Origin of the sequence: Novosphingobium sp. NBM11 (assembly GCF_015390225.1) — a bacterium.
Lineage (GTDB): Bacteria > Pseudomonadota > Alphaproteobacteria > Sphingomonadales > Sphingomonadaceae > Novosphingobium.
Window position 1 is genome coordinate 657,175 of record NZ_VUOG01000003.1, and the last position, 21,150, is coordinate 678,324.

Annotated in this window: 17 protein-coding genes and 1 pseudogene; 7 read left to right on the forward strand and 11 right to left on the reverse strand. The window is 63.9% G+C overall.

The window, feature by feature from the left end:
- Positions 1 to 5: 5 nt before the first annotated feature.
- The 5 genes and pseudogenes from F1640_RS23140 to F1640_RS23160 form a co-directional block, all read right to left on the reverse strand.
- Positions 6 to 770 (reverse strand): transposase, encoded by a 765-nt coding sequence (locus F1640_RS23140; RefSeq protein WP_206694934.1) that lies wholly within the window; start codon positions 768 to 770, stop codon positions 6 to 8.
- Positions 771 to 860: 90 nt separating this feature from the next.
- Positions 861 to 1,601, reverse strand: coding sequence for an IS21-like element helper ATPase IstB (istB, locus tag F1640_RS23145; RefSeq protein WP_194921074.1), 741 nt, complete (start codon positions 1,599 to 1,601; stop codon positions 861 to 863).
- A gap of 11 nt (positions 1,602 to 1,612) precedes the next feature.
- The gene (gene istA, locus F1640_RS23150; protein WP_194917528.1) at positions 1,613 to 3,139 is read right to left on the reverse strand and encodes an IS21 family transposase; all 1,527 of its coding nucleotides are present in this window, start codon (positions 3,137 to 3,139) and stop codon (positions 1,613 to 1,615) included.
- 185 nt (positions 3,140 to 3,324) lie between these two features.
- Positions 3,325 to 4,149, reverse strand: a pseudogene (locus tag F1640_RS23155) (ISL3 family transposase); the annotation flags it as partial.
- A gap of 125 nt (positions 4,150 to 4,274) precedes the next feature.
- On the reverse strand, positions 4,275 to 5,831 hold the full coding sequence (locus tag F1640_RS23160) for an ISL3 family transposase (protein WP_194917215.1): 1,557 nt from the start codon (positions 5,829 to 5,831) through the stop codon (positions 4,275 to 4,277).
- A 14-nt stretch (positions 5,832 to 5,845) separates the two neighbouring features.
- Between F1640_RS23160 and F1640_RS23165 the strand changes: the two genes are divergently transcribed.
- The 4 genes from F1640_RS23165 to F1640_RS23180 all read left to right on the forward strand — a co-directional run bounded on the left by F1640_RS23165 (position 5,846) and on the right by F1640_RS23180 (position 9,169).
- Positions 5,846 to 7,267, forward strand: coding sequence for an ISL3 family transposase (locus tag F1640_RS23165; protein WP_255530690.1), 1,422 nt, complete (start codon positions 5,846 to 5,848; stop codon positions 7,265 to 7,267).
- Between the two features lie 82 nt (positions 7,268 to 7,349).
- The gene (locus tag F1640_RS23170) at positions 7,350 to 7,535 is read left to right on the forward strand and encodes a TonB-dependent receptor (RefSeq protein WP_194921946.1); all 186 of its coding nucleotides are present in this window, start codon (positions 7,350 to 7,352) and stop codon (positions 7,533 to 7,535) included.
- A 5-nt stretch (positions 7,536 to 7,540) separates the two neighbouring features.
- On the forward strand, positions 7,541 to 8,788 hold the full coding sequence (locus tag F1640_RS23175) for a cytochrome P450 (protein WP_124808932.1): 1,248 nt from the start codon (positions 7,541 to 7,543) through the stop codon (positions 8,786 to 8,788).
- 9 nt (positions 8,789 to 8,797) lie between these two features.
- Positions 8,798 to 9,169, forward strand: a complete 372-nt coding sequence (locus tag F1640_RS23180) for an EthD domain-containing protein (RefSeq protein ID WP_124808933.1) — start codon at positions 8,798 to 8,800, stop codon at positions 9,167 to 9,169.
- Positions 9,170 to 9,438: 269 nt separating this feature from the next.
- On the opposite strand, the gene F1640_RS23185 is transcribed toward F1640_RS23180, so the two are convergent.
- The 5 genes from F1640_RS23185 to F1640_RS23205 form a co-directional block, all read right to left on the reverse strand.
- Positions 9,439 to 10,368 carry an ornithine cyclodeaminase family protein gene (locus tag F1640_RS23185; RefSeq protein WP_124808934.1) on the reverse strand — a complete coding sequence of 310 codons (930 nt, stop codon included), beginning with the start codon at positions 10,366 to 10,368 and terminating at the stop codon, positions 9,439 to 9,441.
- Positions 10,369 to 10,372: 4 nt separating this feature from the next.
- A complete protein-coding gene (locus tag F1640_RS23190; protein WP_124808935.1) occupies positions 10,373 to 11,497 on the reverse strand; it encodes a dipeptidase in 1,125 nt (374 codons plus the stop codon).
- Positions 11,487 to 12,848 (reverse strand): amidohydrolase family protein, encoded by a 1,362-nt coding sequence (locus tag F1640_RS23195; protein WP_255530693.1) that lies wholly within the window; start codon positions 12,846 to 12,848, stop codon positions 11,487 to 11,489. Before F1640_RS23195 ends, F1640_RS23190 begins: the two co-directional genes overlap by 11 nt.
- A 188-nt stretch (positions 12,849 to 13,036) precedes the next feature.
- Positions 13,037 to 14,047 carry a hypothetical protein gene (locus F1640_RS23200; protein WP_124808937.1) on the reverse strand — a complete coding sequence of 337 codons (1,011 nt, stop codon included), beginning with the start codon at positions 14,045 to 14,047 and terminating at the stop codon, positions 13,037 to 13,039.
- Positions 14,044 to 15,165, reverse strand: coding sequence for a phosphotransferase family protein (locus F1640_RS23205; protein WP_190287195.1), 1,122 nt, complete (start codon positions 15,163 to 15,165; stop codon positions 14,044 to 14,046). The genes F1640_RS23200 and F1640_RS23205 overlap by 4 nt, the downstream gene beginning before the upstream one ends.
- A 131-nt stretch (positions 15,166 to 15,296) precedes the next feature.
- Between F1640_RS23205 and F1640_RS23210 the strand changes: the two genes are divergently transcribed.
- A complete protein-coding gene (locus F1640_RS23210) occupies positions 15,297 to 16,463 on the forward strand; it encodes an alpha/beta hydrolase (protein ID WP_124808939.1) in 1,167 nt (388 codons plus the stop codon).
- A gap of 10 nt (positions 16,464 to 16,473) precedes the next feature.
- Here F1640_RS23210 and F1640_RS23215 read toward each other — a convergent pair whose 3' ends face one another.
- Complete coding sequence (locus tag F1640_RS23215) at positions 16,474 to 17,583, reverse strand: alpha/beta hydrolase fold domain-containing protein (RefSeq protein WP_223806571.1); 1,110 nt, start codon at positions 17,581 to 17,583, stop codon at positions 16,474 to 16,476.
- 172 nt (positions 17,584 to 17,755) lie between these two features.
- On the opposite strand from F1640_RS23215, the gene F1640_RS23220 reads away from it, so the two are divergent.
- Together F1640_RS23220 and F1640_RS23225 are read left to right on the forward strand one after the other, a co-directional pair.
- Positions 17,756 to 18,856, forward strand: coding sequence for an alpha/beta hydrolase (locus tag F1640_RS23220; RefSeq protein ID WP_223806572.1), 1,101 nt, complete (start codon positions 17,756 to 17,758; stop codon positions 18,854 to 18,856).
- A 142-nt stretch (positions 18,857 to 18,998) separates the two neighbouring features.
- Positions 18,999 to 21,107, forward strand: coding sequence for a TonB-dependent receptor (locus tag F1640_RS23225; protein WP_206694938.1), 2,109 nt, complete (start codon positions 18,999 to 19,001; stop codon positions 21,105 to 21,107).
- Positions 21,108 to 21,150: the final 43 nt, after the last annotated feature.

Genomic DNA, 21,150 nt, shown 5'->3' on the forward strand with positions numbered 1-21,150 from the left:
GGTGCTCAGTTTGCGCCGACGAGGCGAGCTTCAAGCAGATCGAGCTTTGCGCGGCCATACATTTGACGTTTGATCAGCTTTAGGCGGGTAATCTGCCCTTCTGTCTGTCCGTTCGACCATTGTGATACCATTGCATTTCGGACCGCTGCCAAGTCTCGTTCAACGCCGTTGACAAAAGAGCTCACGAGGCCGCCTCTTGCGCTGTCGAGCCAGTCACTGAGCTTAGCCGCTGATTTTGAACGGATCATCGATTGGAACTCGCTGATCGCTTGACGCGCTGCGACCAGATCAGGGACATGATCTTCGATCACGGCCACAAGGATCGCTTCGGATCTGGCAAGTCCGTCGCGCGCAGATGTCATCAGCCGCGCAAGCACCCGTGCCGATGGTGTGCGAGCGAGGCCGCTTTGATTGGCCTTCTCGGCAAGGCGCCGACGTTGCGCCCATTGCGATACGATACCACGTTGCCCGACAAAGCCTTCGTTGCGCATTTCACGCCAGAGCGCCGAGGCATTGCGAGCACCAGCCTCCCACCTATCATTCATCCATGGCAGCCAGGCATCAAGGGAGCTAGGCCGAGTGCGGAATACATCCAGACGCTGACCGCGCAGCACGTCGCGTACGAGCTTGCGGCTGTACCCCGTTTGTCGAACGATTTGCCGGATGGAGGTCCCATTCTGTGAGAGTTGTTGGATTGCTTCATTCGTCTCCTGCCGGCGCAGGTAGCCTTCATACTGCAGCTGCTGATTCCGACGATCCCGGCCGCCCATTCCGATCTGATCCCGGTCACTGTTCCGATATGATGCCGGCCGGGTGAAGCCAGATCGTGGGTAATTATTGGCATGCAGGTTTTGAGTGGGTCAAGCGGCTTGAGCGTGGAGATTTCGGCGCATGGATTCGCCGGAGAGTTCTAGGCGATGGGCGTTGTGAACGAGGCGATCGAGGATGGCATCGGCGTAGGTCGGGTCGCCGATCAGATTGAACCAGCTGGCTACTGGGAGCTGGCTGGTCACCAACGTTGATCGACGGCCGTAACGGTCTTCGAGGATTTCGAGCAGGTGATGACGGGCATTGCCGTCGAGCGGCTCAAGCCCCCAGTCGTCAAGGATGAGCAGGTCGACGCGCGCCAGGCTCTTCATTCGGGCCGCGATGCGGCCGTCACCCTTGGCCAGCGACAAGTCATCGATCAGGCGCGGTAGGCGGGTGTAGAGCACCGAGCGATTGTCCCGGCAAGCCTGGTGGCCGATTGCACAGGCAAGCCAACTTTTGCCGACGCCTGCTGGCCCGATAATCGCGCAGTTCTCGTGGGCGGCGATCCAGTTGCCCTTGAGCAGCATTTCGAACAACCGGCGGTCGAGCCCGCGCGCAGCGCGGTAATCGACGTCCTCGGGAACAGCGTGGTGCCGTAGCTTGGCGTGTCGCAGGCGCAGCGCGAGGCGCCGGTCGTTACGCCAGGTAGCCTCGTGATCGAGCAGCAACGCCAGCCATTCGGCGTGGTTCAGGCTGGCGGCATCGCCGTTGTTGTCGAGGTCGGCGAAGGCGTGCGCCATGCCGGTCAGGCCGAGCTGGTTCAATTGATCAAGGGTTGGGTGTCTGAGCATCATTGTTCCTCTCAATGGTAGTATTGGGAGCCCCGGATGTTGTCGTGCAGGATCGGCTCGCGCTCCGGGGCTTTGGACACGGGCACCTTGTCGAGCCCCTTTTCGAGGATCGATTTGACGGAAGGATAATTGCGCGCCTGGATCTCCAGAGCGCGGACCGCGGCGGCTTCAAGCCGATCGGCGCCGAAGCGCTTGGCCAAGCCGATGATGCCAAGGCACGAGCGGTATCCCTGTTCGGGATGCGGCCGATCGTTGATGATGCGCTCGACCAACAGCGACAGCATCGGCCCGATCCGGGCCGCCTCGTCGCGGATCTTCGCGGGCGTCCATTCCAGATAGCGCCGGTGGCTCGAGGGCATATGCTCGGGCACAGTCGTGTGCCGGCCATTTCCGCTGCCACGCATGTGAACGGCAATGCGCTCGCCGCCCAGGAAGATCTCGACAGTGCGTGCGGTAAAGCGGGCTTCTACCTCACGGCGGGCGAAGCGATGCGGCACCGAGTAGTGATGCTGCTCGAGCGCGATATGGTAGTCGAGCCCGACCCGGCAGCGCTTCCACTGGGCATGGACCCAGGGCTCGGCAGGCAGCGGTTTGAGGTTGGGCGCGTCAACCTCATCGAACAGTTCGCGCCGGGTCTTCTGGAACTGGCGTAGCACGCGCCGGTCGTTGAGATCGGCAAGGCACTCGGCAATGCCCGCATTGACCTCGGCCAGACTGTAGAAGATCCGGTTGCGCAGCCGGCCCAGCACCCATCTTTCGACGATGCCGACGCAAGCCTCCACTTTCGCCTTGTCTCTCGGCTTCCGGCTTCGTGTCGGGAGCACCGCCGTACCGTAATGGCGGGCGAGGTCGGTGTAGCTGCGGTTGACCATTGGATCGAAGTTGCAGGCCTTGATCACCGCGACCTTGGCATTGTCGGGCACCAGCAACCGCGGCACGCCGCCGAAGAACGCGAACGCGGCGTTGTGGGCCTCGGCCCAGTCAGCAAACTGCTCCGTCCAGGTCGCGCACGCGAACGACAGGCTCGAGCCGCCCAGCACCGCCACGAACAGATGCGCGGCGCGGATCTCGCCGGTCCGGCGGTTGATCACGACCGGGACAGTGTCGCCCGCGTAGTCGACGAACAGCTTCTCGCCGCCGGCATGGCTCTGGCGCATCACCAGCGACAACCGGCCTTCCCAGTTGCGGAACAGCTCGCACCAGCGACTGTACCGATAACCGTCGGGATGAGCGGCGATGTATTCTTCCCACAGGACCTGCAGCGTCACGTGCTTGCGCTTCAGCTCGCGTGCCACCACCGACCAGTCGGGCTCGGATTGCTTGCGTCTGCCCGGCTTTACCCCGGCAGGCCCATAAAGCCGGGCTTCCAGTTCCGCGTCGCTGATCTCGGCCGGAACCGGCCAGGAAAGCCCCGAGCGCTCGAAGCGGACCACCATGTCTCGCACCGTCGAGCGTGCAATGCCCATCATACGGGCCACCTCGCGCATCGGGACACAGCCTTCCCGGTGCAATCTCAATACTTCGCGCACATCGCGCATCTTCGGCCTCCTCGTCGGCATCCAGTCCTCCCGGCTCACACGCAGCCGCAAGGATGGCCCAACGATCAGGCTTCTCATCCCCCGGCAGGTGGCCGGGAATTAATCGGAATGCCGGCCGGGATCAGGTCGGAATGCCGGCCGGGATCAAATCGGAATGGTGGCCGGCATGACCTCGGAATCCGCAGCAGCTTCTCGGCACAGGTGAGAAGCTTGGGATCCACGACATTGTTGCCGACCGCATGCCTAATCTGACGCATGGATTTGTTCACGGCATCAAGGAATGCCCGGCTCGAGTTCTCCATAAGATGCCATCTGTCCGCGACCTGTTCAGCATCAGGTAGACCTTTGGCGATGGCTTCACCGTAGCCGCCACCGCGATCACGGGCGACAACCGATATCGAGGGATGCCTTGCAAGCCAGGCGCGGGACGTTTCCAAGGCGCGATCTGGCAGCAAGGTAACAGGTTTGCGCCGTTCCAAATCGCAAACAATCGTGCCGTAAGTTTGACCACGCCGAAAGGCGAAGTCGTCAATGCCAATGACATTGAGCTCATCGCACCGTGCACCGACACGTCGCCGTACGACCCGCAACAGAGTGTCTTTGCTCACAGGCATCATCAGCCGTTGGGCAAAAGCTGCTCCAGGCCTGCCACCAAGCGCCAGTCCAAGCTGATGAACGATCGTTTCGAGCCGCTGAGTTCGCCGAGCGTACCGGGTAAGAACGCTTTTATTGAATTGCTCGCAAAAGATGCGTCGGCCACAAACTACCACGTCACACCAGAAACGACGTGCCTCGATCAAGAGAATAACCCGCCGACCGCTAAGCGGAAGGTCCGATGGTCTGCGCACATATCGACTTTGTACGCGCCGACTTCGTCGGCCACAGTCGGGACATGTCCCTACAGAGCAACGCGACCGTAACAGAATATGGAAATTCTCACCGACGCTATCAACCGAAACGACCACGAAACCTTCGGGGACCAAGTTCGCGCGCTGAAATCGACCGGGCATGGCAGATCCTCTCAATGGAACAGCCAAAGCCTATCATACCAGCAGCAAAAGTGAGTCAGAGCCGAGAAGTGACCCGGGATTTTCATTGAGAAGTGGCTCTGACTCACTTTTGCTGCTGGAGGTGCTCAGTTTGCGCCGACGAGGCGAGCTTCAAGCAGATCGAGCTTTGCGCGGCCATACATTTGACGTTTGATCAGCTTTAGGCGGGTAATCTGCCCTTCTGTCTGTCCGTTCGACCATTGTGATACCATTGCATTTCGGACCGCTGCCAAGTCTCGTTCAACGCCGTTGACAAAAGAGCTCACGAGGCCGCCTCTTGCGCTGTCGAGCCAGTCACTGAGCTTAGCCGCTGATTTTGAACGGATCATCGATTGGAACTCGCTGATCGCTTGACGCGCTGCGACCAGATCAGGGACATGATCTTCGATCACGGCCACAAGGATCGCTTCGGATCTGGCAAGTCCGTCGCGCGCAGATGTCATCAGCCGCGCAAGCACCCGTGCCGATGGTGTGCGAGCGAGGCCGCTTTGATTGGCCTTCTCGGCAAGGCGCCGACGTTGCGCCCATTGCGATACGATACCACGTTGCCCGACAAAGCCTTCGTTGCGCATTTCACGCCAGAGCGCCGAGGCATTGCGAGCACCAGCCTCCCACCTATCATTCATCCATGGCAGCCAGGCATCAAGGGAGCTAGGCCGAGTGCGGAATACATCCAGACGCTGACCGCGCAGCACGTCGCGTACGAGCTTGCGGCTGTACCCCGTTTGTCGAACGATTTGCCGGATGGAGGTCCCATTCTGTGAGAGTTGTTGGATTGCTTCATTCGTCTCCTGCCGGCGCAGGTAGCCTTCATACTGCAGCTTCTCGGCACAGGTGAGAAGCTTGGGATCCACGACATTGTTGCCGACCGCATGCCTAATCTGACGCATGGATTTGTTCACGGCATCAAGGAATGCCCGGCTCGAGTTCTCCATAAGATGCCATCTGTCCGCGACCTGTTCAGCATCAGGTAGACCTTTGGCGATGGCTTCACCGTAGCCGCCACCGCGATCACGGGCGACAACCGATATCGAGGGATGCCTTGCAAGCCAGGCGCGGGACGTTTCCAAGGCGCGATCTGGCAGCAAGGTAACAGGTTTGCGCCGTTCCAAATCGCAAACAATCGTGCCGTAAGTTTGACCACGCCGAAAGGCGAAGTCGTCAATGCCAATGACATTGAGCTCATCGCACCGTGCACCGACACGTCGCCGTACGACCCGCAACAGAGTGTCTTTGCTCACAGGCATCATCAGCCGTTGGGCAAAAGCTGCTCCAGGCCTGCCACCAAGCGCCAGTCCAAGCTGATGAACGATCGTTTCGAGCCGCTGAGTTCGCCGAGCGTACCGGGTAAGAACGCTTTTATTGAATTGCTCGCAAAAGATGCGTCGGCCACAAACTACCACGTCACACCAGAAACGACGTGCCTCGATCAAGAGAATAACCCGCCGACCGCTAAGCGGAAGGTCCGATGGTCTGCGCACATATCGACTTTGTACGCGCCGACTTCGTCGGCCACAGTCGGGACATGTCCCTACAGAGCAACGCGACCGTAACAGAATATGGAAATTCTCACCGACGCTATCAACCGAAACGACCACGAAACCTTCGGGGACCAAGTTCGCGCGCTGAAATCGACCGGGCATGGCAGATCCTCTCAATGGAACAGCCAAAGCCTATCATACCAGCAGCAAAAGTGAGTCAGAGCCACTTCTCAGTGGAAATTTACGCCCCTCCCGGGTCAACTCTCAGCAGAAATCAACACCTTTGTCCAAGGCGCACGTTCAGCGAGCCGCTGGCGCCGCCGGTTGGCCGGCGATATGGCCGCAGGGTGGGTCGTTGCGACGCGCTAGTGCGCGCGGTGGCGGTCGCGCTGGGTGGTAGGCCGGGCTCGCGCATGATGGCGCGTCTGTCGGCGCCTTGGTCGCGCGACACGATGCTTCGAGTTCTGAGACGCAGCGATCCTGCCTCCGTGCCGCCGCCACCTGCGCGGGTGGTTGGCATCGACGACTTCGCTTGGCGCCGCGGCCACAGCTACGGGAGCATCGTGGTCGATCTCGAACGACGCGAGGTGATCGACCTGCTTCCCGATCGTCAGCGCGACACGGTCATCGCCTGGCTGCGCCAGAACCCGCAAGTCGAAATCATCTGTCGCGACCGTGGTCCGGGTTATGGTGCGGCCGCAAGCGAGGCGGCGCCGCAGGCACAGCAGGTGGCCGACCGCTGGCACCTGTTCGAGAACGCCTCGGCAGCATTTCTGGCGGCAGTGCGTTCGGAAATGCCATGTTTGCGGCGCGCGCTGGCGCCGACGGGGCCGGTCGATCCGGCGACCCTGACCCGTGCCGAGCGCATCCAGTGGGATGGCTACCAATTGCGCGAGGCCCTCAACCGCCAGATTATCGATCTGGCCGGGCAAGGCGTGCCGATCAGGGTCATGGCACGCACGACCGGCGTGTCGCGCAAGACCATCCGCAAGGTCCTGCGCGGCCAGCGTCACGACACCTTCCGCACGCGCCAGAGTTCGCTCGATGTCTGGTCGCTGACCCTCGAGGCGGAGTGGAATGCAGGCTGCCGGATTGGGGCTGAACTGTGGCGGCGGCTGAAGGCTTCCGGTTTTGGCGGTTCGCTGCGCGTAGTCAGCGAATGGGCGACCCGTCGTCGTCGCGACGAAAAACTTGGCCACACCGGCGGTGCGGGGCTGAGTGCACGGACCATCGCGCGCAGCATGACCACCGAGCGCGACACCGGATCAGCGCAGACCGCCCTGATAAACGCGGTGATCGAAAAGGCCGTGCCAGCGCTAATCAGCGCACGCGAGGCTCTCGATTGCTTCCACGCCATGATGCGCTCAAAGGACAAGGCCCGGCTCGATCCTTGGATCGCCATGGCGGCCGAGACCAAGCTTGCTGGGTTCGCTGCCGGCGTCGAAGCCGACAAGGACGCCGTTGCCGCCGCGATCTCGACGCCGTGGTCCAGCGGTCAAGTCGAGGGCAAAGTCAACCGCCTCAAGGCCATCAAGCGCCAGATGTACGGGCGCGCCAAAATCGACCTTCTCAAAGCCAGAGTTATGGCGCCAGCGTGACCTGGATTGCACGGAATTTGAGTCAGACCCCTATTTCGACGCCGAGAATCTGACGGGCACGGGCGGGGCGACGGCGCGCAGCATGCAACTCGTCGACGCCAGCCTGACCTATACAGCGCCCGATGACCGCTGGCTGGTTTCCCTGTACGCCGCGAACATCACCAACGAGAAATACTTCGACAGCGGCCTGCCGATCAGCGGGATCGTCCGCAACGCGCGCGCCGCGCCGCCCGCGACCTATGGCGTGCGCGTGGGGTTCAATTTCTGATGGTGATGATCGCGCCGCCTATCGACGACGACGCGATCGTCGCACCCGCGACCTATGCCGATCCCGATGCCTATGACCGTCTCTTCGCCCGGCTACGAGACGAGGACCCGGTCCACTGGACCGAGCCTTCGGACTATCGACCGTTCTGGAGCGTCACCCGGTTCGCGGATATTCAGGACGTGGAGCGGAACGCCGCGCAATTCCTGAACGCACCGCGGATGATGTTGCGGCCGGTCTCGGTCGAGCAACAGGTGCGCAAGCTGACCGGCGGCAGCGCGCTGATGCTGCGCGACATCGTCCATATGGACGGCCGCGATCACATGGTGCACCGCAAGCTGACGCAGGCGTGGTTCATGCCGGCGCGGCTGAAGGCGCTCGAAGAGGATCTGCGTGCCCTGGCGCGGCAGTTCGTCGGCCAGATGCTGGAGCGTGGCGGAACCTGCGAATTCGTCGACGATGTCGCGGTCTGGTATCCGCTCCGTGTCATCATGCGAATCCTGGGCGTGCCGGCCGAGGACGAGGCGCGGATGCTCGTCCTGACGCGCGATATCTTCGGCCCCGACGATCCTGACATCCGCAAAGGCCCCAAGCCCGATCTGGCGGCGACGATCAAGGGTTTCAGCGACTATTTCGCCGAGCTGACCGAGGCGCGGCGCCGCGATCCGTCCGACGATATCGCTACGCTGCTTGCGACCGCGACGGTCGACGGGCAGCCAATCGGCACGCTCGAACTGATGTCCTACTACATCATCATCGCAACCGCCGGGCACGATACGACCAGTTCGACGATCGCGGGCGGGCTGCTCGCGCTGCTGCAGAACCCGCCGGAGATGGAGCGGCTGCGCGCCGATCCCGCGATCCTTGCCGCGGGCGGGGTCGATGAGATGGTGCGCTGGGTAACACCGGTGAAGCACTTCTTCCGCACCGCGGTCGAGGATTATGAGCTGCGCGGAAAGACGATCAGGGCGGGCGAGCATCTGATGATGTGCTATCCCTCGGCCAATCGCGATGCCGAAGCCTTTCCCGACCCGTTCCGTTTCGACCTCTCGCGCCCGCCGAATCGTCACCTCGGGTTCGGCTATGGTCCGCACCTCTGCCTCGGCCAGCATCTTGCCAAGATGGAAATCCGCATCTTCTTCGAGGAATTGCTGGCGCGCGTCGATGCGATCGAACTCGCTGGTGATCCGGCCTGGGTCGCTTCCAATTTCGTCAGCGGGCTGAAGCGTCTGCCAATCGCCTACAAGGCGCGATAAGGTCGTTCCATGATCCGGATGCTGTTCTGCCTTCATCGGCTGCCGTCGCTCAGTCTCGAAGAATTCCAGACCTACTGGCTGGAAACGCACGCGCCGCTCGTCGCGCGGCATGCGCCGACCATCGGCCTGGCGCTTTACCGCCAGCATCACCGGCTCGATGATCCCGTGCTCGGGGGCCTGCTCAAGGGAAGGCTGGCCGATCAGCCCTTCGATGGCGTCGCCGAACTCGGCTGGAACAGCGAGGCCGATCTGCTCGGCAGTGGCCACGACCCGGCGCGGCGTACCGCCAATCGCGAACTGTTCGAGGACGAGCAGCGCTTTATCGACCTTCCGCGCTCGCCCATCTTCTTCGCACGCTCGCACACCATTGTGGGAGGTTAGACCGCGCGCGCATTCCGGCGTGGCCGTTGCGGCAGCTATCCGACATGATCGGCTTGGCAAAATATGCCGACTCTTCATCCGTTCCAGCAGCGTGTGCCCGACCCCCCCCCCCCCCCGATCTTCTGAGCCACCGATGTAATCGACGAACTTTGCCCAGTGCGGTACCGGAAGATCATGAACTCATGACGGCTTTGCCCGAACCTTTCCTGCGCTGCGAATGGCCGCAAAGTTCGTCCGATCGCCATCGGCCGGAATGAGAGCGGGTGTGCTCACACACCTGCGAGATAGGCTGCGCAGGCAAGGTCCTGTACGATCGAGCCGAGCGACTTGTAGATCGTGACGTCCGCCTGGCCCAGGCGCCCTGGCGTGTCGCCATTGAGGACATGCCCGATCTCCGCCAAGACATGATCGTCCGTGACAAGTCCTGCCTCACGGGCGTTCAGGAACTCGGCGCCCTGGGCAAGAACGCCTTCGCGGTGGTCGGGGAAGAACCGGGCACGGGCGACCAGTGCGTTATCGATCTCGGCCGGACCTAGCCGGCTGGAGCCTACCACGTTGACATGCGCGCCGTCGGGGATGTCGCGCGAAAACAGTATGGGCACGTCGGCCGCGGTGACCGTGCAGATGATGTCGGCCTGTGCGACCGCGGCGGGAACGTCCGGTGCGCTACGCGCGCACAGTTGCAGCTCGCGTTCCACGCGGCAGGCAAGCGCCGCCGACCTGGCCGGGTCGCGCCCCCAGATCGTGACCCGCGAGAGCGCGCGAACATGGCGGATCGCGGCAATGTGCTGCCACGCCTGCTCGCCGGTACCCAGCACGGCCAGTTGGTGCGCGTCCCTATTCGCCAGGGCGTCGGTCGCGACGGCCGATGCGCATCCGGTGCGGATGGCAGTCACTTCGCCGCCTTCAATCACCGCCGTCGGGGCACCGGTTGTGCGGTCGAAGATGACGATCACGCCCTGGTGCGAGCGGCCGCCCGGCGCGTTGGGGAATATGCTGACCACTTTGACGCCGAAGCCGGCACCGTCCATCGCGCCGGGCATTACCCCGAACATGTCGCCTTTGCCCAGATCGATGATCCCGCGCAAAAGCTGCCGCGTGCGCCCTTCGGCCAGAGCGATCATCGCTTCGCGCACCAGCGCGATGCAGGTGACATGGTCGAGTCGGCGCGCGACTTCTTCGCGATCGATCAGCTTCACCCGGTCACGCGCCCCATACGGCTTCGGCATAACGCACGAAGTTCAGCCCCATGATCTTCTCGATCCGCGCCTGGGTCCAGCCCTTGCCCTTCAGCAAGGCAATCAGGTCGTGGAACTGTTGCGGCCCGCGCAAGTCGACGACGAAGGGATAGGTGTCCGCCCGCTCTCCCGCCGCGCTGATCCCGGCTGCCTGACGCTCCGCGATCTCCTTGGCGAGCGCGGCCTGATAGGCAACGAGGTCGTCGATCTGCGTGACCGATCCGTCGGTTCCGATGCCAACGTGATCCTCGCCGCAGACATTCACGGCATGGTCGAGATGCGCGACGACATCGGCAGCGCGGGCGTGTCCGGTGGGATTGAGGAAGGGCATGAAATAGATGCCGACAAAGCCGCCACGCTCTGCGACCAGACGAAGCTCTGCGTCCGTCTTGTTGCGCGGCAGGTCGGTCAGCGCACGGCATCCGGTGTGATTGATCGAGATCGGCTGGGACGAGGCCAGCGCGGCATCGAGGCAGGTCTGTTCGCCGCTGTGCGACAGGTCGACCATTACCCGGTTTGCGTTGCATCGCGCGATCACTTCGCGGCCGAGCGCGGTGATGCCGCGGTTCTCCGGCGCCATCGATCCGTCGCCGAGCAGGTTGGCGGGGTTATAGGTCAACTGGAATACGCGCACGCCAAGCCCGGCGAAAATATCCACGCGCGATGGGTCCTTGCCCATCATCGCGCCGTTCTGGAAGCCGTAGATCAGCCCGATGCGTCGTTCCTGCGCGGCGCGGCGGATGTCCGATGCGGTATGGACCTTGAGTACATCGCGCGCGTGCTTGCGAACCAGCGCATCGGTCGCGGCGATATCGCGCACCGAAAGTTCGAAGGGATCCTCCTCGCCCGAGACATAACCCAGCGTAACGTTGATCGCCGTCAGGCCCGACGCGTGCGCTTCGGCCAGCACGCGCGGCGAGAGGTCAGGGACGAGATTGCCGTGAGGATGGTTGGGATCGTCCATCCCGCCGAGCGCATTGACGATGAGCATTGTATGTCCTTGCGCGCTCGCCTTGCCCGCAACGCCCAGCGCGGCGACCGCTGCGGTTCCCGATGCCGCGCCCAGAAAGGTGCGCCTGTCAGTCGTCATTGTCGTTACCCATCTCGTCGGCCGTTACCGGGCGATAGTCTGCCCGGCGGTATTCGTGACCGCGCTTTACCGTCATCTGCACGCTGCGGATATTGCCGATGTCGGCGAGGGGATCGGCAGACAGCACGACGAAGTTCGCGAGCTTTCCTGGTTCGAGCGTGCCCATGTCCTGTCCCTGTCCCATCGCCCGCGCGCCGACGGCGGTGGCCGAATGGATCGCAGCAAGCGGAGGCATGCCCACATCGCGGACGAGGAACTCGATCTCGGGGAAGACATCGGGCCACTGGCTTCCGGCACCCGCTACCGAATCCGTGCCGGCGGAGATCGGTACGCCAGCGTGCCATGCCTGTCGCGTCAGACGTGTCGTGGTCGGGCCGGTGCAGCGCAGCGCCTTGCGTTCCGGATGGGCCGCCCGCTCCTTGTCATAGCGCACGAACAGGCTGCCGGTCGCATCGAGGATCGTCCCGCGGCGCACCATATCGGCGAACAGACCAGCCATGACCGGGTCATCGGGTTGCTTTAGAAGGTTTTCGTGGACCGGTGTGTGATCCTCATAGGAGGACAGCATGACCGGCTCGGCCTGATAGGCGAGGTAGCAGACATGGCTCACGGAATCGACGCCCGCGTCGATGACATCGGCCGGGCGGGTGGGGAAGACCGCGCTATGCGCCCACACGAGCATGTGCTGGCGATGCGCTTCATGCGTGATCGCGGCGATCAGGTCGGACGGCAGGTCGGCGTAGATTTTGATCGCCGCGGCGCCGGTGCCGCGTGCCATGCTGATGGCGTGCACGATGTTGGTCTGCTCGTCGATCGCCTGCATCCACGGCGCGGTTCCCGGCGCATAGCCCTTGCTCACCGAGCCGACGCGGGGGTCGGCGAAGAAGGGGCGTCCGGCAAACACGGCGACATAGGCGATGTCAGGCGCTGGAATTTCTCCGAAGCGTGCCTCGCGTGCCAGTTCGCCGACCAGCCTGATGTCGTCGGCCATGTCGCGCACTGCGGTCACGCCGCCAAAAAGATCGCGCCGCAGTCGCGCGCGCGCCCTGACTGGCTCGGGCGGCGTTGCCATGTGCACGTGACTGTCGATCAGGCCAGGGATGACGAAAAGGCCGGATAGATCAACACGTCGCGCGCCGGGTCCGTCCCGCCCGGTCGCGCTACCATGCGGGACGATCGCGACGATGCGTTCGTCCGAGACGATGATGTCCTGATGCGTCCGCGCCGGTGCGCCGGTTCCATCGATGACGGTTGCATCGGAATAGACGGCGTCGTGCGGGGGTGGTGCGGCTCGGCTCGCTACCGCATGGAGAAGGGAGATGCCTGAAAAGGCTAGGGCGATTGCTCGCAATGGTCGCAGCTTCATCCCTAAAGCATTTCAGTGGTGGAGATTCTGGTCAATGGCGATGCTGGCTCGACCAGCATGCCTGCGCTCGACAAATGAACGAATGCCGTTGTCGAAAAGCGATTTTCGATCCTTGAGTCCTCTGTCGCCGACCTCGGAGAGCGGTTATCCCCAAAGCGCAATCTCTCCGCGCGCTAGCGTTTCCGGACCTCCTGAAAGGCCTGCTCGCGGTAAAGCCCGTTGGCGGACGAGGTGCCGAACAGCATCGGCGGCTGGCCGGTCCCGCCGCGTGCATTGAACATGGTGCTGAGGTGAACCCCGCCGGTGCGACCGTTCCAGTGCCCCCGCGCCGGCATGCCCACCTCAAGATAGCGGCCGCCCATGCCGAGGACGACATTGCCGAAACCTTCGAGGTCGATCGTGTGCGTGCCGAGCGTGGCGGCGTCGAAGGTCACGCGCGCATCGCGCATCGTTATGCCGTCGAGCGTCACCCCGAAGCGCGCATCCAGCGTCAGGGGGCGGGCGAGTTCGCCCTCCCGGATCACGAAGCCGGTGCGGTTGCGTCTGCCTGAAAAGGTGATCGACTCGCTCATGCTAAAGATCAGGTCGGGTCCGAACGAACCGACGAGCCAGAAGAAGGTGGCGAGCGCGGCCTCGGGATCGTCGTGCTTGCGCACCCCCCAGCTGTGATCGCGGTGCCCGAAGCCGTCGACCGTCCATGTCCGGTCACCGATCCGCATGGTTCCATGAACCCGCCCTGCGACCTCGGTGTGCATCGCCGCGAACTTTTCGCGGAAGCCGCCGGTCAGGCCGGACAAGGCCCAGGCGTCATAATGCGGATGAAGATTTTCGACATGCAGGTCGAGCGCGCAATCGTCATCCTTGGCGGTCCAGCGATTGGTCGCGCTGTCGAAGGTCGCGGTCAGAAATCCGTCGATCGCAAAGCCGTTCGCGAAGCGGTCGCCCTCGCGCATCGGCACGTCGATCCGCGAACGATTGTAGCCGACGCCCGGCCCCACGACGCCGAACGTGCAATTGCCCGTCCCCAGGTTGGGGTGGTGGCCGATCCGGATGAAGCCGCCCAATCCCTGCTCGATGTCCTGAAAGCAGAGAACCACGCTTTCCTGCCAATGCGCGTCGGGTTCGGGGGCGTGCGGCCACTCGTCCTCGACCGGCAGGACGATGATATCCTCGGCGGGAATCATGCACCGATCCCCGGAACCAGCGCCGCGAGGCGCTTGCGTGTCGCGGTCCAATAGGTGCGTTCGACGTCTTCGAGTTCGGGGGGCAGGCGGCTCATGCCCATCGAGGCGAAGACCGCCAGGCGCCATTCGCCCAGCACCTGTGCGAACGCCCAGTCGTCGAGCTTCCCGCGCGCCTGCAGGTAGGCCGCGATCATCTCGTCGGGCGTCGGAATGCCATCGACGGGCGGCGCGAGCAGCGCGAAATGAGCGATCCCGGCAATCTGGTAGGCAAGGTCTGCTTCCCCGACGCCATGGTGCGCCAGTTCCCAATCGAGCAGGGCCACAACCTTGCCGTCTTCGCCGTACATGAAGTTCGATATGTTCGCGTCGCCGTGCGCCAGTTCGGGGGCGCGGTGGCGCGGCGCCTGCGCTGTCAGCCAGTCGGCGACCGTCTCCAGCGTCTGGCGAATGTCGCGGTAGAAATCCGCCTTTGCATCCTGCGCGGCGGGCGGAATCGTTCGCCGCAGCTCGGTCAGTGTCCAGCCGATCTCGCGATCGAGATAGTGACCATCGCCCCCGCGCTGCGCGAAATGCCCGTCGGCGAGACCACCGGGAGAGGTCGCGTGTATCAGCGCGAGCGTCCGCGCCGCTTCGAGCAGCATGGCGTGCCGACCGGCCGCGTCCACGGCCATGTAGGGGCCTTCGTTGAACGGCATGGTGCTTGGCGCGATCCCCTCGATCCGTTCCATGAACAGTCCGGGCTTGCCGTTCACCGCGCCATCGGCGTCGAGCCACAGCGCTTTCGGAACCGGAAGCCCGCGCGCGTGCAGGCCCTGCATGATCGAGAATTGGGGCGGCAGCGAATATTGGCTGAAGAACGCGCCACCAAGATCGTAACGGAACACGAGCCGCAGCGGCAGCTGGTTTTCGCCCGCAATGTCGGCGTCGAAAAGGATCGTCCCGCTGGAGGCGCCGGCCGAACGGCGCCCAGCGTCGATCCGGATCGCGCCGATGTTTCCACCGAGCGCCGCCTGCCGGTTCAGAAAGGCCCTGAGCCGTTCGGCGACTTTCTCGTCGTCTCCGCCCTGCGTTGCCCCGGTAATCGCCCGGCTTGCAGCGAGCGCGCTATCGTCGACCATCCATCTCTCCCGCGCCGCCGTGTTGCGACCCGAACAAGAAATGTGACGAAAAGATATTTTTGTCAAATTATCAAAACCAGATCGCGACGCCTGGACCGCGCCGGTAATTAGTCCTGACGCTGGCAAGGTCCATGCCCATCGCAGCCCTGTCATGGCCGCGCCTGCTTCGAGTTCCAAACCTGCTGTGCTATCGAGCGGTTCTGGCGTGGGAGGCGTGCTTGCAGTTCAACCGCAGAGATCTGTTTTTCGGCGCGGCCTGTCTGGGGACGGGTCTTGCCGTGTGGCCTGGCCTTGGCGCATCTGGCTTAGGCTGGGCGCGCGCACTGGCCCAGGAGGCGGCAGACCCTTTGCGGCTGTTCGATCCCGAGCTCCGCGAAGCGGCGCGCGGGATGTTGCGCCAGACGTTCCCACCACCCACGCGAGAGACGCTGCCGGCGATGCGGGCCTCGTGGGCTCCCCCGCCCCTCCTCGATGCGCCCGCGCCCTCCGTGGCGTTGCAGACGATCCCTGGCCTGGCCGGGGCGCCTGATGTCGCGGTCGAGGTCATCGGCGCAAAGCCTTCCACATCGGGCCGTCCGGCCATTCTCCACATCCATGGCGGTGGCATGATCTCTGGCCGCGCGAGGAACATGACCGCGTTCTGCCAGACCCTGTCGGCGGAATTCGATGCGGTGGTGGTCAACGTCGATTATCGCCTGGCTCCCGAAACGCCGTTCCCCGGCCCCGTGCTCGATAACTATGCCGCGCTCGAATGGATGGCGGCGAATGCCGGACCACTCGGCATCGATCCCGCACGGATCGCCGTGATGGGGGAAAGCGCGGGCGGAGGGCTTGCCGCGCTGGTCGGGCTTATGGCGCGCGATCGCGGCAAGGTGCGGGTCCGCCACCTCGTCATGCTCTATCCGATGCTCGATGACCGCACGGGATCGACGCGAACCGCGCCGCCACATATTGGCACGGTCGGCTGGTCGGCTCAGGCGAACCGGTTCGGGTGGTCCTGCTTTCTCGGCGTTCCCGCAGGATTGGCCAAAGTGCCTGAAAACAGCGTCCCGGCGCGCGTTGCCGACGTGGAGGGGCTGGCCTCCTCCTTCATCGGCGTGGGCGCGCTGGACCTGTTCGTCGAGGAAGATCTCGATTTCGCGCGACGGTTGATCGCGGCCGGGGTGCCGACGCGCGTTCACGTCACGCCCGGCGCCTTCCACGCTTTCGATTTCGTGGTGCCGCAAGCCCGCGTTTCCCGCGAGTTCACGCAGGCCTGGAAATCGAGCCTGCACGCCGCGTTTGGCGCGCCGGCCTGATCACGGGCCGCTATTGCCCGAGATGCTTGTCGAAGAACTTGAGGATCACGTCATAGGCTTCCCGTGATTCCGGCATGTTCGGCTTGTAGAAGAAGCCGTGGAACAGGCCTTCCCAGACGTGAAGGTCCGCATCCACGCCCAGAGCCACCATGCGGCTGTGCGTCCTGACGGCGGAGCTCAGCTCGAATCCGCGCGTCGCGGTGATGATCAGCGTCGGCGGAAACTGCCGCAGCACTTCGTCGGACGATCCGGGGGACACGAGCGGATCCCTGGGATCGGCGCCCGCGAAGTAGGGCAGGGAGGTCCATGGCGCATCGGCGCTGGGGGGCCATTTGGGGGCCGGGCGAGCTTCGCCGACAGCGGCCGTCATATAGTCCGCATCGCCGCCGAAGCCGTTGGCCGAGGTGGTGAGGCCGGCGCAGAAGATGCCGACGGCCCCTGGCCTTGGCAGGTCATGCTTCTGGAACCAGGCCGTCGCCATGCCCGTCAGCATGCCACCGGCGGAGCAACCGTAGATGCCGATGTTTGCGGCGGGATAGCTCTTCAGCAGTTCGCGATAGACCAGCGCCACGTCCTCGCTGGCAGCGGGGAACCGGTAGGCCGGTCCCTGGCGGTAATCGACGGAAACCACGCGCACGTGTCCGAGTGCCGCCACCGGAATCGATTCGAGTTCGGCACATGCGGGAAAGCAGCCCATGAAGCCGCCGCCGTGCAGGTTTATCAGCACGCGGCGCGCGTTCTTCGGGGCAATGCCGGCCTTGGGCGCATAGTCGAACACGCGGACACCGCCGAGCCTGCGTTCGGTCATGGCATAGGCGAAAGTGGATTTCGCTTCGGCGAGATAAGGCTCCATGAACACCGGGACGCCATTGTTCTGGCGCACCTGTTGCGGGTTCTGCATCGCCTTCAGGTGATCGGCGACATAGCGCTTCGCTTCCGGGCTAAGCATCGCCGATACCGGCACCGTCATCGCGGGAACGTGGACCGTTCCGTCGTCCTCGACACGGACTTGCGGCGGCGGCGTGTCTTGCGCGTGAATCGAGGGCGAACCCTGAAGGAAAGCCAGCAGCGCCACTATCGCGCGCAGCATCCTGCTTGCACCCTTTGCCGGTCTGGTCATGCGCTCGATCCTCTCCTGCGCGTTCGTTCAATTCGTGGGACGGCTTTCTGCCGGCCGCGCCGTGATGACGAAAGCCTGCGTAATCGATTGCATTATCCGTCGCAAGGTGTAAGAAATCGATTACGCAGAGTGCGCTCCCGCTTGAAGGAGCGAATGGCCGAGAGGATTGCAGGTGGGTTTTACGCGACGAACGTTCGGCATCGCCGCGCTGGGAGCGACAGCCGCACCGGCGATATTGGCGGCTGGAGTTGGCCGCGCGGGAGCGAGCCCCGCGATCGCGAGCGCCGATTCGGACGGATTGACCATGGTCGATCCGGAACTTCGCGAAGGCGCGAAGCTGATCCTTTCCCGCCCTTTGCCCGATCCGCTCGATCACAAGGCGATCCTTGGAATGCGGGCGAAAGCGCCGCCCCCACCCGCCGCGCTGCCGTCGCCCGCGCCGGCGGTCGAGCTTCGGCGGGTGCCCGGTGCGCAAGGCCAGCCGGATGTCGGCGTCGCGGTGATCGGGGCGCGGCGCGATGGCATGCTGCGACCGGCGGTGCTGCATATCCACGGTGGCGGCTTCATCGTCGGCCGGATGGAGGACACTTTTCCCGCATCGCAGACCCTTGCCGAGGAACTGGATTGCGTGGTGGTGGAAGTCGATTACCGGCTATCACCCGAGACGCGGTTTCCCGGGCCGCTGGAGGATTGCCATGCGGCCCTGGTATGGCTGCATGCCAATGCCGAAGCACTGGGCGTTGACCGGGATCGTATTGCGATCAAGGGCGAAAGTGCCGGCGGCGGGCTTGCCGCCATGCTGGCGATTGCCGCGCGCGATCGCGCGAGCGTGCCGTTGTGCTATCAGGTGCTGATCTATCCGATGCTCGATGATCGCACCGGCAGCATCCGGCGTGTTCCGCCGTTCATCGGAACGATCGGCTGGAACGAGGCGGGCAACGTTGTCGGCTGGACCAGCCTGCTGGGGCAACCCGCGGGCATGGCCTCGGTGCCGCACGGCGCAGTGCCGGCGAGAGTGGAAAACCTGGCCGGCCTGCCGCCGGCGTTCATCGGCGTGGGCGCGATCGATTTGTTCGTCGATGAAGACATCGCCTATGCGCAGGCGCTGATCCGGCAGGGCGTGCCGACGCAGATGCTGGTCGTTCCCGGCGCTTACCACGGTTTCGATTTCATCGCGCCGGCATCCCGCGCGGCCCGGACGTTCACCGCTTCGTGGAAGCTCGCCCTGGGGGCGGCTTTCCTGAAGGGGAGTGGAGACCGGCCCGGGGCATAGCGGTCGCAGGGGTGTTTGGCTTCTGTGCATGGTTTGACATCAAATGCGTAATCGATTACTCAACTGCAAAACAAGGGAGGGTATCATGAAGGCTCACCAGCATATTCAATCTCTGCACACGCGCCTGCTATGCGCTGTTGCGATGGCAGCTTGCGGGGCGGCGTGCGGGATTGCTCCCGCGCACGCGCAGGAAACCGCCGCCGACAAGGCGAGCGACACTGCCAGCGCAGAGGAAATCGTTGTCACCGCCCTGAAGTCCGGCTCGGTCCGGCTCGACAAGGTGCCGCTCGCTATCCAGGCGTTCAGCGGCGATACGCTGAAGCAGCGCAACGTGCGTGACGGGGCGGACCTGATCCAGTTGATCCCCGGCGCATCGCAGGCGCAGGAAATCGGTGCCGGCTATCGCATCTTCTCGTTCCGCGGCTCGGGCGCCGGCGGCCCGATCGGCGATGGCCTGATCGGCTACTACCTCGATGACACACCGTTCGGCGTGCCGAACAACCAGGCGGCGCCGCCGGTCCAGTACTTCGACATCGATCGCGTGGAAGTCCTGCGCGGGCCGCAGGGCACCCTTTACGGGCTTGGCTCGTCGGCGGGCACGATCATCTACCACACCAAGAATCCCGATCTCGAGAAGATCACCTACGCGGGCGAGCTGGAGCTTTCGGGCACGCGCGAGGCGGGCGATCCCAACTACCGCGGGGCAGGCGCCTTTTCCGTTCCGCTGGTGCCGGGCAAGCTCGCGCTGCGCATCAGCGGTGGCTATGACCGCCGCGCGGGCACGGCCGACATCTATTCGGGCGCGCCGACCGGCACCCCGCGCGAGAAGGACGCCAACTACGTCATCTCCAAGGATATCCAGGCGGTGCTGCTGTGGAAGCCGGACGAACTGACGACAGTGCGCGCGCGGGGCTGGTACTTCAGCACGGACCAGAAGTACCTCAACGTGATCAACTCGCTTGATCCGCCCTATGCCGCGTACCAGGGCGACGTGGTCGGCTATGACCGCCGGCGCGCGTGGTACGTCTCGAACACGATCGAGCGCGAGATCGGCGATTTCACGCTGACCAACGCGACATCGTACCAGAAGTCGCTGCCCGGCGGTTTCCAGGTGGGGCTCAATCTGGGCGCGCCGCTGGGCATCGGCGTGTTGAACAACGGCGGCGATGCGCGCAGCTTCGTCAACGAACTGCGTCTTGCGACAAACGGTGCCGGCCCGTTCAAGGGTGTTGCGGGCGTGTACTACCAGAACGCGCGCAGCCTCTATACGTTCAATCTGACGTTCCCGACGCTGGCCCTGAACGGGCGGACGATCACCAAGACCGAAAACGCGGCCGTGTTTTCCGAAGTGAGCTACTCGCTGTTCGATGGAAAGGTCGTGCCGCTGGTGGGGCTGCGCTACTTCAAGGATCACCGTTCGTCGGATTCGGTTTCGAACGGGGTCGGCGTGACCAGCAAGGCTACGCCCGATGCGCTGACCTGGCGCGCGAACCTGGCGATCAATCCATCGCCGAACTGGATGCTGTTCTTCAACGCGGGCACCGGTTTCCGCAGCGGCATCCTGCAATCGAAGGCGCAGGCCGACGCGGTGATCGCCGATGGCGTGCCGAGCAGCATCTCGCTGACACCGGACAAGCTGCGCAACCTGGAAGTGGGGACCAAGGGATCGCTGCTGGATGGCGCGCTGCACGTCGCCGTCAGCCTCTACGACATCAAGTACACGAACATCCAGAGTGCCTTCAACACCTCGATCGGCCTCTCCGCCTTCGCCAATCTGGGCGATGGCAAGGCGCAGGGTATCGACATGGAGCTGTCCTGGCGCACCCCGCTGCGGGGGCTTACGCTGAACGCCATCGGCAACGTCAACAATTCCAAGTTCACGCGCGTCCTGCCCGCCTTCTCGGGGGCCGATCCGCGGATTGCCAATGGCTTGCGCCTGCTCAACACGCCGACGCACAACTTCCGTCTGGACGCGACCTACGAGCATGACATCGGCCGCGCCGTGCTCTTTGCGACGAGCTCTGCGACGTTCGTGGGCCGCTCGCGCCTGGGCGATGCCACGGTCAACGAGATCAACCCGTATGAGCTCTATCAGGCGAGCATCGGCGTGCGGTTCGACCGCTACGAGGTGCGCCTGTTCGGTGACAACCTTTCGGACCTGCGCGGACTGACCTCGGCGAACGGCCCCACGCTGCTCGCAGGGCCGCGCCCGCGCACGATCGGCGTGACGTTCCGCCTCAATACCAACTGACCCGAGACGCGGCGGCACCGGCTCCAGCGGGAGAAGGTGCTGC

Excerpts from the sequence above, each read along its gene's own strand:
- F1640_RS23140 (WP_206694934.1), bottom strand. The coding sequence starts at position 770 with ATGGGCGGCCGGGATCGTCGGAATCAGCAGCTGCAGTATGAAGGCTAC.
- F1640_RS23170 (WP_194921946.1), top strand. The coding sequence starts at position 7,350 with ATGCAACTCGTCGACGCCAGCCTGACCTATACAGCGCCCGATGACCGC.
- F1640_RS23190 (WP_124808935.1), bottom strand. The coding sequence starts at position 11,497 with ATGACGACTGACAGGCGCACCTTTCTGGGCGCGGCATCGGGAACCGCA.
- F1640_RS23175 (WP_124808932.1), top strand. The coding sequence starts at position 7,541 with ATGATCGCGCCGCCTATCGACGACGACGCGATCGTCGCACCCGCGACC.
- F1640_RS23215 (WP_223806571.1), bottom strand. The coding sequence starts at position 17,583 with ATGACCAGACCGGCAAAGGGTGCAAGCAGGATGCTGCGCGCGATAGTG.
- istA (WP_194917528.1), bottom strand. The coding sequence starts at position 3,139 with ATGCGCGATGTGCGCGAAGTATTGAGATTGCACCGGGAAGGCTGTGTC.
- F1640_RS23205 (WP_190287195.1), bottom strand. The coding sequence starts at position 15,165 with ATGGTCGACGATAGCGCGCTCGCTGCAAGCCGGGCGATTACCGGGGCA.
- F1640_RS23165 (WP_255530690.1), top strand. The coding sequence starts at position 5,846 with ATGGAACAGCCAAAGCCTATCATACCAGCAGCAAAAGTGAGTCAGAGC.
- F1640_RS23160 (WP_194917215.1), bottom strand. The coding sequence starts at position 5,831 with ATGCCCGGTCGATTTCAGCGCGCGAACTTGGTCCCCGAAGGTTTCGTG.
- F1640_RS23200 (WP_124808937.1), bottom strand. The coding sequence starts at position 14,047 with ATGATTCCCGCCGAGGATATCATCGTCCTGCCGGTCGAGGACGAGTGG.
- F1640_RS23210 (WP_124808939.1), top strand. The coding sequence starts at position 15,297 with ATGCCCATCGCAGCCCTGTCATGGCCGCGCCTGCTTCGAGTTCCAAAC.
- F1640_RS23180 (WP_124808933.1), top strand. The coding sequence starts at position 8,798 with ATGATCCGGATGCTGTTCTGCCTTCATCGGCTGCCGTCGCTCAGTCTC.
- F1640_RS23225 (WP_206694938.1), top strand. The coding sequence starts at position 18,999 with ATGGCAGCTTGCGGGGCGGCGTGCGGGATTGCTCCCGCGCACGCGCAG.
- istB (WP_194921074.1), bottom strand. The coding sequence starts at position 1,601 with ATGCTCAGACACCCAACCCTTGATCAATTGAACCAGCTCGGCCTGACC.